This window comes from Ketobacter sp. MCCC 1A13808 (assembly GCF_009746715.1).
Classification (GTDB): domain Bacteria; phylum Pseudomonadota; class Gammaproteobacteria; order Pseudomonadales; family Ketobacteraceae; genus Ketobacter.
Map to the genome: position 1 here is coordinate 464105 of NZ_VRKW01000002.1, position 13915 is coordinate 478019.

The 13915-nt window shown below is 49.2% G+C and carries 12 protein-coding genes; 6 read left to right on the forward strand and 6 right to left on the reverse strand.

Translation table 11 applies throughout. The features are described 5' to 3' along the window. The first annotated feature begins 150 nt into the window (after positions 1 to 150). Positions 151 to 1974: an acyl-CoA dehydrogenase C-terminal domain-containing protein gene (locus FT643_RS05960; RefSeq protein ID WP_156870168.1), complete on the forward strand. Its 1824-nt coding sequence runs from the start codon at positions 151 to 153 to the stop codon at positions 1972 to 1974. Positions 1975 to 2395: 421 nt separating this feature from the next. Next, positions 2396 to 4009 carry an acyl carrier protein gene (locus tag FT643_RS05965; protein WP_156870170.1) on the forward strand — a complete coding sequence of 538 codons (1614 nt, stop codon included), beginning with the start codon at positions 2396 to 2398 and terminating at the stop codon, positions 4007 to 4009. Positions 4010 to 4083: 74 nt separating this feature from the next. Here FT643_RS05965 and FT643_RS05970 read toward each other — a convergent pair whose 3' ends face one another. Together FT643_RS05970 and FT643_RS05975 are read right to left on the reverse strand one after the other, a co-directional pair. Continuing rightward, entirely contained in the window at positions 4084 to 4872 is a 789-nt protein-coding gene (locus FT643_RS05970) for a TetR/AcrR family transcriptional regulator (RefSeq protein ID WP_156870172.1), read from the reverse strand. Between the two features lie 142 nt (positions 4873 to 5014). Next, positions 5015 to 5923 carry a cation diffusion facilitator family transporter gene (locus tag FT643_RS05975; RefSeq protein ID WP_156870174.1) on the reverse strand — a complete coding sequence of 303 codons (909 nt, stop codon included), beginning with the start codon at positions 5921 to 5923 and terminating at the stop codon, positions 5015 to 5017. Positions 5924 to 6040: 117 nt separating this feature from the next. On the opposite strand from FT643_RS05975, the gene FT643_RS05980 reads away from it, so the two are divergent. After that, positions 6041 to 7987: an ATP-dependent helicase gene (locus FT643_RS05980; protein WP_198043352.1), complete on the forward strand. Its 1947-nt coding sequence runs from the start codon at positions 6041 to 6043 to the stop codon at positions 7985 to 7987. Between the two features lie 35 nt (positions 7988 to 8022). Here FT643_RS05980 and FT643_RS05985 read toward each other — a convergent pair whose 3' ends face one another. Next, on the reverse strand, positions 8023 to 8433 hold the full coding sequence (locus FT643_RS05985; RefSeq protein ID WP_156870178.1) for a hypothetical protein: 411 nt from the start codon (positions 8431 to 8433) through the stop codon (positions 8023 to 8025). A 232-nt stretch (positions 8434 to 8665) separates the two neighbouring features. After that, complete coding sequence (locus tag FT643_RS23670) at positions 8666 to 8797, reverse strand: hypothetical protein (protein WP_255473881.1); 132 nt, start codon at positions 8795 to 8797, stop codon at positions 8666 to 8668. Positions 8798 to 9141: 344 nt separating this feature from the next. Here FT643_RS23670 and rsuA point away from each other — a divergent pair, with 344 nt between their 5' ends. Next, a complete protein-coding gene (rsuA, locus tag FT643_RS05990; RefSeq protein ID WP_255473882.1) occupies positions 9142 to 9846 on the forward strand; it encodes a 16S rRNA pseudouridine(516) synthase RsuA in 705 nt (234 codons plus the stop codon). Further along, on the forward strand, positions 9843 to 10883 hold the full coding sequence (locus tag FT643_RS05995; protein ID WP_156870180.1) for a class I SAM-dependent methyltransferase: 1041 nt from the start codon (positions 9843 to 9845) through the stop codon (positions 10881 to 10883). The genes rsuA and FT643_RS05995 overlap by 4 nt, the downstream gene beginning before the upstream one ends. On the opposite strand, the gene FT643_RS06000 is transcribed toward FT643_RS05995, so the two are convergent. Beyond that, positions 10867 to 11616, reverse strand: a complete 750-nt coding sequence (locus tag FT643_RS06000; RefSeq protein ID WP_156870182.1) for a spermidine synthase — start codon at positions 11614 to 11616, stop codon at positions 10867 to 10869. The genes FT643_RS05995 and FT643_RS06000 overlap by 17 nt on opposite strands. A gap of 164 nt (positions 11617 to 11780) precedes the next feature. Here FT643_RS06000 and FT643_RS06005 point away from each other — a divergent pair, with 164 nt between their 5' ends. Then, positions 11781 to 12761: an NAD(P)H-dependent flavin oxidoreductase gene (locus tag FT643_RS06005; protein WP_156870184.1), complete on the forward strand. Its 981-nt coding sequence runs from the start codon at positions 11781 to 11783 to the stop codon at positions 12759 to 12761. Between the two features lie 36 nt (positions 12762 to 12797). Here the strand turns inward: FT643_RS06005 and FT643_RS06010 are convergent, their stop codons facing one another. Continuing rightward, positions 12798 to 13691 (reverse strand): metal-dependent hydrolase, encoded by an 894-nt coding sequence (locus tag FT643_RS06010; protein ID WP_198043353.1) that lies wholly within the window; start codon positions 13689 to 13691, stop codon positions 12798 to 12800. Positions 13692 to 13915: the final 224 nt, after the last annotated feature.

A 13915-nucleotide genomic window follows, 5' to 3' on the forward strand; every position in this document is an offset into this window, starting at 1 on the left:
CCTCAATTATGGCCCAATTAAAACGCCTGTTGGCCAAACTGACACTCCCTGCTCACATTCATGCCAATGGCCACCTGCGATGCTTGGTGCACACTTGCTCATCTGTTCCATTTGACCCCTTTACCTTTAGCCATAACAGGATACAGTGCGATGCCCCAGTATAAAGCGCCCTTACGTGATATGAATTTCGTCATGAACGAGGTTCTGGACTATCCGGCTCACTTCAGCAAGCTACCGGGCGCCGACAATGCAACTCCCGATGTCATTGAAGCAATCTTATCTGAATGCGCCAAATTTTGTGAACAGGTATTGTCGCCACTAAACCAATCCGGAGATGCTGAAGGCTGCCGTCTCGAAAACGGTGTCGTCACTACCCCCAAAGGATTTCAGGAAGCCTACCAACAATATTGCATGGGCGGCTGGCAAGGATTATCGCACCCGGAAGAGTTCGGTGGCCAGGGTTTACCGCTATCCCTGAGCATAATGAAATCCGAAATGATCGGGACCGCAAACTGGTCCTGGGGGATGTATCCAGGTTTGAGTCTGGGCGCAATGAACACCATTTTCATTCACGGTACAGAAGAACAAAAGCACCATTTACTGCCCAAAATGTGCGAGGGCAGCTGGACCGGCACCATGTGTCTAACCGAATCTCACTGCGGTACCGATCTGGGCCAGTTGAAAACAAAAGCCGTGCCCAATGACGATGGATCCTACGCCATCACCGGGACTAAAATTTTTATTTCTTCCGGCGATCACGATCTGGCAGACAATATAATCCATATCGTGTTGGCCCGACTCCCGGATGCACCTGCAGGCACTAAGGGCATCTCCTTGTTTATTGTGCCGAAAATCAAGTGTGACCCGGCAGGTAATCTGGGTGAACCAAACAATGTGGAATGCGGCTCCCTGGAACACAAAATGGGAATCAAGGCATCTGCCACCTGCGTTATGAATTTCGATGCCTCTGAAGGCTATCTTATTGGTCCCCCCAATAAAGGCCTCGAATGTATGTTCACCTTCATGAATACCGCCCGCGTAGGCACGTCCCTACAAGGATTGGGAGCATCCGAGCTTGCCTATCAGGGCGCTTTACCTTACGCCAAAGACCGCCTTTCCATGCGGGCCCTGGGTGGTAAACAACACCCGGAAAAAGTTGCCGACCCAATTATTTGTCATGCCGATGTACGACGCATGCTGCTGACCCAGAAGGCATTTGCTGAAGGTGGTCGCGCCATGGTGTATTACGCAGCAAAGTACGGTGACTTCATGTTGTTCGGCGAAACCGAAGAAGTACGCAATGAAGCCGATGATCAACTTGGTTTCCTGACGCCGATTCTGAAAGCCTTCCTCACAGAAACCGGGTGTGAAGCGGCAAACCTGGGCATGCAAGTCTATGGCGGTCACGGTTACATCAAGGAGTGGGGCATGGAGCAAATCGTTCGCGATACACGAATTGCTACTTTATATGAAGGCACCACCGGGATACAGGCACTGGATCTTTTGGGCCGTAAGGTTTTGCTCGGTAAAATGAAAACGCTGAAAACATTCTCATTCGAAATATTGAAGTTCTGTAAAGACAAAGGCCTGATTTCGTCTAACCCGCACAAAAAGGAGATGAATCGTTTTATTTGGCCGTTGTTGAAATACACCACCAACTGGCAGCAATACAGCGTTCGCTTAGCCATGCGCGCCCGCAAAAATTTTGATGCGGTGGGCGCTGCGTCATATGACTATTTAATGTATTCCGGCTATGTCAGCATGGCCTATTTCTGGGCCATGATGGCACAAACTGCATACCAAAAACTGGCAGAGGGTTGCGAAAACCCGGACTTCTATAAAGCCAAAATACAAACCGCCGAATTTTATTTTGAGCGCTTACTGCCTCGCGCCAAAGCTCACGCTGAATGCATGCTGGCGCCGGTAGGATCAGTGATGAAAATGAAAGAGGAGAACTTCTCTTTTCTAGACTAACTAGATTTGTTAACGCCGACCTTCTTTTTTGACCCATCTCGCACTGGGTTACTTGTTGCCCTCCTTTACAATAAGGAGGGCTTTTTTTTGTCTGAGACAATGTTATCTTTGATATACACGTCACCAAACGGTTGCATAAAGGCCGTATAATAAAAAACTAATTGGCCTAGTACACCGCTTTCTTGGATCCACGTAGCTTGACCGACATGCGATAACGAAAGTTTACAGAAAAATTGCCTGTTTTAACGCGCTCTTGTCCAGTGTCGGCCATAATTAACCAGTTATTATCAATAGTCTGGTTAGACTGGCAGGGTGTAGAGACCACTGGCCCGTTTCAATAGACCAAGGATTTACGCAAGCGACGGCCACACCGTCACTTAGCTTAATAATAACAAATAGAAAAATAGTAAAAGGTAGTCCCATGACGTCTAATAGTGCTTTATCTCAATTTGCTGATCTCAGCCCGCAACAGCGGCAGTTACTATTTGAGAAAATTCGTCAAAAGAAACTGAGTAATGCCCGGAGACCGCTTGAAGACGCCTTTGCGCCGATCGCAACAGACGTTATTAGCCTGTCTCCCCATCAACGCAGCTTGCTTGAGCTGGATACGTTTGCACAAGCAACAAACCGCGTCATTGAAATCAACCTTGAAAGCCAACTGGGCCTGCCCCAATTGCAGCAGGCCATAGATCAGCTTAGCCAGGCTAACCCGTTGCTGTGCAGCCGCTTCGACCACCAGCAGAAGCAATTCCTGATAAACGACTTGTCTACCACGGCCACGCTGAGCGAGCTTGTCGGCATGCCTGAAAGCCAGCATGAAGAAGCCATTGCCCATACCCGTGACAAACTGGCGCGCCAACCGAACGACCGCCAATGCCTTCATGTCACATTAATTAAATGCAGCAAACAAAAGCAGCGCTTATTGTTAGCGATGCATCCTTTGCTGTTAGACAGCTATTCCTTGTTACGTCTGGCAAACCAATTACTGAGTTACACTGAAAATCCGATGGCTTTCGAAGCGGCCATTCAGTCCGAACCGGGCTCTCAACATCGTTTTGCAAACTGGTCTGCCCAGATGCTGGAGCAAAAATTTCTGCAGGACGAATGGCATCGTCTGGCCCCAAAAATGATGACCACAGAGTCTTCATCAATAACGGCCATATCCAAAGTCGCAACCAGTTCAACCCAGATTGCATCGGATTTTATTGATAGCCATGCCCCTCGCGATGTCAGCGTCAAGCAATGGCTTTGCAATGCCCTTAACCAATGCCTATATAGTTGGCTATCTCATCATGAAATCACATACTGGTTCTCTGATCCGCTATTAAAAGACAGCGAATTCGAAAATCTGCTGGGTTTTTTTCCTTATTATGTTCCAGTCAAAGGCCAACCAGACGATGTGTTTGATATCACCCGCACACTGGCCAATTTACACACCCGTTATTCCGCCGTATCCGAACATCTGGGCCGAGCCTTATGCTCCAGTGGTTCGCAAATCCCCCTCATTCATTACCATTGGTTTGATGTTGAAAACCACCAAGGCGAGAGCGTCAAGCTTGCCTCGGTTCAGCACCATAATAACGGCTTCATGTTGTCGCCATTCGAGATTCATATTATCGAACACGGCGCAGGGCTAAACCTGGATATCCACTTTGACCCGGATCGCATCAACAGTAAGCAACTCAACCTGCTGACCAACGATTTAAAAGCGTTGCTGAGACAGGACAACACGACTGATTCAGCAAACACAAACAGCTTGCCTGAACAATTACGTGCTATCTGGCGCGATTTATTACAGATCAATTCGATTGAACCGGATCAAAGTTTTTTTGAATTGGGTGGTCACAGCTTGCAGGTAACGGAATTAAAATTCCGTATCAAACAACAATTGAAACTGGATATCCCGATCTCCGTGCTATACGAGCTGACCACCATTGAAAAGCTCAGTAGTTTTATTTTAGCAACTCATGGCAACAGCCTGGGCTGGCTGCCAGATGCGGAAGGTCAGGAAGAAGAAGAGGAAGGCACATTATAAGCACATGACCTCACAGCCTTGGTGATCGAATGAGTTTTGTTGCCTGAATTCGGCAGCTAAAAAAGCCAGCTATCTTAGCTGGCTTTTTGCGATTCCGGCATTGAGTCCGAAGTCGGCTCAACAAGTGAATCAGCCTGCTCAGGGAGGGGCTCGTCCGGTGCAGGGGACATCGACATATACTCCGCGTAGCGAGACCAGAACCCCATATCAAAAGAACCATAATCCGGATCTTCACAGCCCATTCCGTTAGCAACGTAATAGACGTAGGTCAGCATCATTTCGGCATCCCGACTGAACCGGATGTCTCCTAAGGGCGTCTTGTCCATTAAATCGATCGCCGAAATACCGGAAATGCTCGCCATAAAACAATGCATTAACTGGAAGCGTAAATGATGCTGATTTTTGTTCGGTTGCAAACGCGCCATTAAATTCATGGTGCGCTCCATCGGCTCGGTTAAATAACGATTATATAACTCCTTCAGCTCGTCATCTGCTTCCTGCATCAACCGGGCAATCAATTTGACCGCGTAGCGCCCATACACCGGCGTGCAATACAAAACCCAATACGGTAACTGAATCGCCATCACCATGTCTTCCGGGGTTAGATCCCCATCGTCCATTCGTTGGCTGAGGTCGTCGTGAAGCCGATCGAACAAAGGCCTTAGCTGAAAGTTGAGCTTTTCCATTATGGCTTCGATGATGCCCATTTTGTTGCCGAAATGGTAATGCACCGCCGAAGAATTTTTGGTTCCGGCTGCACTATTAATTGTGCGCATGGAAACGCCACTGAATCCCTGTTCGGCAAACATTCTGATGGCGACCAGAATGAGCTTCTCCCTCGTATCAGATTTATTATCAACCATCAAAACACCGCGTCCTCGTTCACTACAATGCGAAAAATCAGGTTATACCGGCCATGCCTAATATAATATTTGGCCATATCATAACCTGATTTAACAGCCGCATCCTAACTCAAGCGATTTAGAGCAGTTCCGCTGCGCCCTGCTAATCGGCGTTGTCAGGTTCAAAGAACAACCAGGTCACTCCCGGGAACTGCTTTTTAAATTCGGCTTCCACGCTATTGATCGCTTCTATCATCCCTATTTCAGTGCCGGTCTCTTTCATTTGGGCTTTAATTGCCACCATGATGTCCGCCCCCATCTGCATAGTTACCAGACGAAAGGTATGCTGAATCTCCGGGCGTTGCTTTAGCCAGGCTTTCATTTCATCCTGCACAACAGGATCAGCGCTCTGCCCAATCAGTAATGCCCGGACCTCGTTACCGATCAGGATGGCAATAATCAGCAATAAAGTGCCGATCACCATCGTACCGGCTGCATCGTATACCGGGTTACCAGTGACAAGCGTCAGCGTGATCGCGCAAAGCGCGAACACCAGTCCCGCCAGAGCCGCGAGATCCTCTCCAAAGACCACCAATAACTCACTCTGACGACTCTCTCTGAACCAGCGCCAATAACTACGACCTCGACGTACTTTGTTCACCTCCCGCAAGCAGCCCCACATGGAAATGCCTTCGGCCACGATGGCGAAAACCAAAACGCCAATGGCAATAAGCGGAGAGCTCAGTGGCTCCGGATGCCCCAACTTGTGCCAGCCTTCATACAAAGAAAACATCCCCCCCAAACTGAATAGGATAATGGCCACAATGAACGACCAGAAGTAAATGGCCTTACCATAACCGAGCGGGTAATCCTCCGAGGGCGGGCTTTTTGCCAACTTCAGCCCCAGTATCAGCAACGATTGGTTTCCGGCGTCGGCAAAGGAGTGAATGGATTCCGCCATCATAGCACCCGAGCCGGTGATGATGGCTGCCACCAGCTTGGCAACCGCAATGGCGGCATTTGCAAAAAGGGCAAATAAGATACTTTTTAATGAATCGGCTCCGTGAGACATGCTCCGTCCTTTCGTGATGAATGAGTGCAATGGTACGCAGGAAGCGTAACGAAGCAACAGTATAACCAGCTGGCGGACCCTGGCCTATAGCCATCCGCCTCGGGTATGATTCCGACGATGAATCTAAACGATGAACAACAAAATGCAGCACACTACGACGGATCGGCCCGGCACCTGTTGGTGCTGGCCGGTGCGGGCACCGGTAAGACCCGTACCATCATTGGCCGCATCCTCTATTTAATACAACACAAGGTGCCCGCAGAACGCATTCTAATGCTGACCTTTACCCGCAGGGCCGCCAAGGAAATGTTGCTGCGCCTGCAAAATCACGCGGGTAAATCTGCGGATCAATTGACGGCAGGCACTTTCCATCATTTTTGCCTTCAGGTTATGCGCCGGGTGCCCAAAGCATTCAAGGTGGAAGATCGCACGGTTATCGACCGTGATGACGCCCAAAGCCTGCTTCAGCTGGTTCGCGGTGAATTAGTAAAGAAAAGCGAAAAGCGCGATTTTCCTAAGGCGGTTACCATTCTTAACTACATCTCCTATGCCAAGAATTGCTGTATTGAGCTGCCGGATTATTTGCAACAGTTTACCGAGCTGGACGACAACACCATGCAACGCATTACCGACATCGCACAACAATACGATGTCCGTAAGCAACAGCGCCGGTATCTTGATTACGATGACATCCTGCATTTATTCGTGCAGGGCATTGAATCCAACCTAAAATTGCGCAGCCGTATCGCAGGCTTATATCAGCATGTATTAGTGGATGAGATGCAGGACACCAATCCATTACAGTGGCGCATACTGCAAGCCCTTTCCAGCGCTAAACTGTTTTGTGTGGGCGATGATGCACAATCTATTTTTGCATTTCGCGGCGCAGATTTCCGCAATGTCCACGAGTTTGAAACTCGACTGCAAAACGCCACGATCTTGAAACTACAACAAAATTACCGCAGCACCCAACCAATCCTGGATATCGCAAACTGGCTGCTGGAACAGTCGGACCTGCAATACGATAAACACCTGGTCGCCCATCGCGGGCGTGGCCTTAAACCCCGGCTATTGGACTTTGAATCCAAATTCGATGAGGCGGACTGGATCGCCACTGACCTGCAGCTACGCCATGAAAATGGCGCAGCCTGGCATCATCACAAAGTGCTGGTACGCTCGGCCTGGTCGGCGAAGACACTGGAAGGCGCGCTAATCGATCGCGGCATCCCGTATCGCTTTGTGGGCGGCACCAGCCTGCTGGAAGCCGCCCACGTGAAGGACCTGCTGGCCATGTGCCGCGCCGCCATCAGCGCTTATGATGAGCTCGCCTGGATTCGTTATCTGAAGTGCTGGCCCAAAATCGGCGATGTCACTGCCGCCAAGCTGGTGCAACAACTGATTGAACTGTCTCCCGCAGACAATCCGCTGGAGGTCATAAAAAGCAATCTACCGAAACGGGAAGACATCCAGCATGGTATTGCACTGATCCAGCAGTACCGTAGCGAGCCGCAAATTGCAATTAAGCTCGGCGCCGAACATCTAAGCAAAGCCCTGTCGCAGCGCTATGACCGCTGGGACAGTCGTCTGGGCGACCTGCGCCTGCTATCGGACCTAGCCAATCGCTATAAGGATCTGCAAGGGTTTGTGGAAGCCTATACATTGGATCCGGTATCCAATTCTGAAGCAGAGCAAGCCGAGCAGGACGATTGCGTGACCCTGATTACGGTTCACAGCGCCAAAGGAACCGAAGCACCCGTGTGTTATTGCCTGGGCGTGCAGCCGGGCATGTATCCCCACCTGCGTAGCCTGGGCGATGCGGACTCAGAGGAAGAAGAACGGAGGATTTTGTATGTGGCGTTAACGCGGGCTCAGGATGAACTGATCATTACCCGCTCCGGCGACGACAATCGCACTCTGTTCCACGGCGGCTCCTTTGTGCACAGTGTTGGCAGCAGCTATTTTTTCGAATATCTGCCGGTGAAGCTGGTTGAGCATGAACACTTCGGCTTTCATTCCGGTCACGGCGGCGGCAGTGTACTGGACGAGCTGCTGGACTTCGAATAAGCCAGCGCCCACCTGTACACAGTGCGGGCAAGCCGCTACCGGTATCCTTGCCCTGGATGGCGCCGCTTTTTGGAATGGTGATGGCGTACGGGGATGTACACTACACGTCGCTCAATAATGCGCGGACCCTGCTGATGATAACGGCCGTAATGATGAGCATTGAAGTTACCCTGAGGACCTTTGTGGTGAAAGCGTTTAGGCGAACCGGAGTTGAAATGCGAGCGCGTCGGCGGGCGGTATCGCGGTGCTGGTCTCGGGGTTACATTCCAGCCATTACGGTCGTGCTCGCGGTGATGCTTGACGGCATAGGCCGTTATCCCACCCACAGCCAACCCCATAAGCACAGCGGCTTCATCGTCATTCAGAGCATAGGCCTGGTTCATATTGGTTAACGCCGCTGCTGACACCAGCGCGGCGATCACAATGGAACGCTTATTCAGTCTCATAGCATTTCTCCTTTTAAAGTCTGATCAGATTAAGCCTGACAAACTGAATCCATACTGAACCCGCAATCACCTACTATTCAGCGGTGATTCAGGCTTTACGGATAGTAAAAGAAGTCTTCTACATTCAGGAGAGGAGCCCTACTGCTTAAAGGGCTGTATGACTCCGGTCTGAAATGGTCGGCACGACCAGGAAAAAATATTGCCTAAAACAATGGGTCATCTTGCTTTCATATCACCATAGCGCTTGCACCACCGATAGAGTATCGGCTCTTACCAACCCTGGAACGAACAATAAAAACATTGATACCAACGCAATTGTCAATGCTGCGGAGCCCAACCAATCAATGAACCGCGTATCGCTCATACTAACCTCCATGCTGCCCTGTGGCCCGTAGTCACTCCGGGTCCAATTCCGAGTTTAGAGTTCAGTTTAATTTCAGATTGCGATCCTGCATACCTGTTTCGGGTTGAAGACTTTTCCACAAATCCTGAGACACAATTTACCTTTGGATCGCAACCAGACTGATCTCATTCAAGTTTTTATACCTGACTCAATACCTGTTATGCTAGTTCCGTTAATATCATGTAACCAATCAGTCTAAATAGACCCGTTATTTTTACCAAACAGCAACGTTAAACGGCCATTTTACGGCACTGATGTAAGATTGATCCGATTAATCTATTTACGTTTATCAGAATTTGATCACCATGAGCATGCGACTTGATAAGTTCTTAAGCCACTATTCCGGCTTGTCCCGTAAAGAAGCCAAGCAGGCCATCAAAGCGGGAGATGTGTTAGTTGCCGATCGTGCTGTTACCGATCCGCAAACCAAAATCCAGCCTGACGAAGCGGTACGCCTGAACGGCATGCGCATTCAACCACAAGGTCCTCGTTATTATATGCTGCACAAACCTGCGGGTTATGTCTGTGCGAATACAGACAGCCTTCACCCCACCGTCATGTCACTGCTCGAAGATGAAGACACCGAATCATTGCACGTAGCAGGTCGCCTGGATCTGGATACGACCGGATTGGTTTTAATCACCGACGATGGACAGTGGAGTCATCGGGTTACATCCCCCAAACACAAACTGGATAAACTTTACCAAGTACAACTGCATGAACCGATCAACGATCAGGATCGAATTCAGATTGAGCAAGGCGTGTTGTTAAAGGATGAGAGCAAACGTACTCGTCCTGCGAAAATAATTTTGCACCAACCACAACAAGTTGAACTGATTATTCGCGAAGGAAAATATCACCAGGTAAAACGAATGTTCGCAGCTGTCGGCAATCACGTTACCACATTGCACCGCGCACGGATCGGAGAAATCGAACTGGATCCATCACTCCTGCCCGGCGAGTATCGCCCCTTAACTCAACTCGAAATTAACAGTGTAGGCGCCGGATGACAGACATTGGGCTGCAGTATTTGTGTGACCTGGTTAACCAACAGCAATCCGACACCCTTTTGGTGGCCGATGAACATCTGGATTCAACCACGCTTCTGAGCCTGAAAGCTCATGAGCAGCTGACGCTTCTCAGCAACCGTTATGATGTATATATCGCGGCCACGGAAAACAATATTACCTGTATTTTCAATGATATGGACCTTTCCGAGCTAAACAGAAAATTCGACCTTATCCTTTATCGGGTATCCAAGGAAAAAGCCATTGTTCACCATATTATTAATCAAGCGCCAGCCGCGCTGAAGGACCATGGGCAATTCATTTTATGTGGCTTCAAAAACGAGGGCATTAAAACTTATATCAGCAAAGCCGAACTTTACTTTGGTGAAAAAGCTGACATCAGTAAAGGTGAACGTCAGCTTAAGATCGCTCGTTTCAATCCGCACGCTTTGGGTGAAGCGCTGGACGATCGCGACTACAAGCAACTCAGCCAGATTGAAGCCCCCGGTAAGATTGAGATTTTCAGTAAGCCGGGGCAATTTGGCTGGAATAAAACCGATCAGGGTAGCCTGCTTTTGGTGGACGCTTTGAAAGAATTTATTCATGAGCAAACCGAGCCTCCGGGCAACGTGCTGGATCTTGGATGTGGTTACGGTTTGCTATCGATTATGGCCTGGAATCTGGGTGCCGCAAAAATAATCGCTACCGACAATAATGCCGCCGCCATTTATAGTTGCCGCAAAAACTTCCAACACCATCATATTATCGGGGAAGTTATCGCGGATGATTGCGCCGCTTCCATCCATCATCAATACGACATGGTGCTATGCAATCCACCCTTTCACAGAGGTTTTGATACCGAAAAAGATTTAACAGAGAAGTTTGTACGCAGTGCCAGTCATCATCTAAAAAATTCCGGAACTGCATTTGTAGTAGTAAATCAATTTATTCCGATTGAACAAATTGCCGCATTACACTTCAAATGCATTGAGGTTGAAAAGCAAAACAAAAGTTTTAAAGTCGTTAGGCTATCTTCTTAACAGCATAGCGCAACCGGCAGCCTTTGCGCTCCGGATTCAACTCTGGCCATTGTCGTAACGAAGCGCGCAGCTGTTTGGTTTCAGTTTGCTTTTTCAACAATGCAATCACGGCATTATGGCAGGTGGGCGTAGCGAACTGATACACCGATTGAAATTCCTGAGCGACAAAGTCTTCGTTGTAGTAGGCGCTGTGTCTCCATTCTTTGTAATTAACAAAGTTCATTACCAGCAACCCATTTTCAGTCAGGTGCTCTGTCAACACATCAAACCAACTGGCGTCAGCCTCAATAGCCCGCTGCGGTTCACCATCCTGCTCGAAATACAAATCGTCAATAATCATATCGAAAGGATCGCCGTCATAGGTCGTCATCCATTCTATGGCATTCGCATGTTGCCACTGCAGATTTTTGTATTTCAGATTAAAAAAACGTTTCGCAATCTGGATATGAGTTGCGTTGATCTCGACCCCGATCACCTGTTGCGGACCGATAAAGCGATTCAGCATATGAATGACCGCTCCTCCCCCAACGCCGAGCAGCAGCACCCTTTTAATCTCACCGGGAGCGTAAAACTGACTCGGCAGGAACAATAGATCCCAGACACTACCGGTTGCGGCGTGGTTCGGATTATATTGGCTGTGGAATACGTCGCCGGTATACAAGCGGCGGCTATTACCGGCGCTACGCACCTGATAACACAGGCCATCGACCGTTTTTTCGTAAAGAATCGCCATTCAGGGCCTCGTGAACTTATCGCAATATCGGATCCGGAAAACAGGTCGCATTGTAGACTAGTTGGCTTTGGTATGCAGTGTGAAATCCGGCTCCTGATTGCCAGCAAAGCCGTACGTGCTATGCTAGCGCCACTCGTTTTTCTAATTATTCAAAAGAGTTGACTATGACACTCCCTGCAAGCTTTGAAGGCAGACTAAAACTACCCGTTGTGGCCGCCCCTATGTTCCTGGTATCCGGCCCTCAAATGCTCATCGAGAACTGTAAAGCCGGAGTCGTCGGCACCTTCCCTGCGCTCAATCAACGCACCAGCGAAGGTTTTGAAGAATGGTTGGTGGAAATTGAAAAGGCGCTCAGTGAATTTGAGGCACAAACGGGGGAGTCTGCCGCACCCTATGGGGTGAATCTGATTGTCCACAAAACAAATCCGCGCTTGCAGGCGGATCTGGAAATCTGCGTAAAGCATAAAGTACCCGTTATTATTACCTCGCTGGGTGCGGTTCAGGAGGTGGTAGATGCTGTGCACAGTTATGGCGGAGTCATATTTCATGATGTCACCACTAAACGTCATGCGCAGAAAGCTGCGGAAGCCGGAGTGGATGGTTTAATCGCAGTCTGCGCTGGAGCCGGCGGCCATGCCGGCACCACCAACCCTTTTGCACTGGTACACGAAATCCGCAGCTTCTTTGACAAAACCCTGTTGTTGGCGGGCTGCATTAATCACGGCAGCGATGTTGCTTCTGCTTTGCAAATGGGAGCCGATCTGGCCTATATGGGAACGCGATTTATCAATACCGTAGAAAGCCAGGCAGATCAGGAATACAAGCAGATGGTGATCGATTGTGATAGTAAAGACATCGTCCACACCCCCGCCGTGTCCGGTGTTCCTGCCAGTTTCATGCGGCCCAGCATGCAGAAAGCGGGCTACGACCTGGATAAAGTAAACCAACCCGGTGAAGTAGATTACGGCACCAAACTGAAGCCGGTATCAGACGAAGCCAAAGCCTGGAAAACAGTTTGGTCCGCCGGGCAGGGTTGTACCGGCATTGAAGATATCGTTAGCGTTGCAAGGTTAATAGACCGGATCAAAGCAGAATTTCATAACGCCATCGAGCAGCAAAGCAAGCTGCTCGATCTCTATAAATAAAATAAGACAACCAACTACCCTGATCGCCTGCAGTGACTAAGCTGCGCTCTGCTGAGCCTGCAGGTGATCTATTGTTTCCATCTCAACGCGGAATCGTTCCAGCAAATCCCGGCGTTCGTCGGTCTCCCAGGGATGGAAACCCGGCCGGAAATATTGTAGCAAGAATGGCATTAAAGCCCGCATGATGCCCTGTTTTCCCCACAGCAGATTGCGCATTTCTTTTTTCGTTTCTGGATTCAGCAAGCCGTCTTTTTCCAGCAGATAGCTCTGCCGATGGTTCAGCCTCACTAATAGATCCGCAGTTACCAACAGCATGGCAGCCACCCGCATAAAATAGCCACCACCGGCTGCGTTGTACAAATCGAAACACACCGCTTTGTGTTCGACCTCTTCCAATGCGTGATAGATCAATAATTCCCGGAAAGGGGAATCCGCATTTTCAATAAGATCCGGCCGATGATAGATAAACAGGTGCGCGAGTGACGCAGTAAAATGCTCTGAGGCGGCCGTCATCGCCAGCCGCGCTAACGGAGAGATCTTTTTTCGTGCCCAGCGGTTATCACGTCTTAACTTTTCGTCAAAGCGCTCCATTTTTTCGTAACCCAGTTCAATCAATGCTTTGCTCCAGCCATCATGCTCGCGGCCGTGCATCGCCTCCTGACGTATAAACTGCTGAATCTGAACGACCAGGTTCACTGGCAGATTTTCTTTTCCCACCTGATCCCGCACATCCCTGGCGGAATCCATAAAGAACCGCTCCCCTTCGGGAAACAAGGCTTGAAGCGCGTTAAAGAAATGGGTCGAAACCGGATTTTGATTGTGCCAGTAGCGATTCGTTTTCATCGCTTTCTGATAATCAAATCGAACATTACGCGCTATTATTTTGAGCGCCGCCGGGGTGCTCGTTCTGCGCTTTCCTTTACCGAACATAATATAGAACTCCACTAATGACTGAGCAGTTACCATATTAAGATTAGTTGACGGGAACCGGCTTTGTTAGGTGAAACCATGACGAACTGTTGTGTTCCCGCGACAGCGTGTGAAAAGTTATAAGACCGGGTCGCTTTAATCTCTCACCATCAAACCATTCGCCCGACCCAAAAAAAGCGGACATTGCTGTCCGCTTTTGATTTTCGCTTCACGGAAAGTTTAAC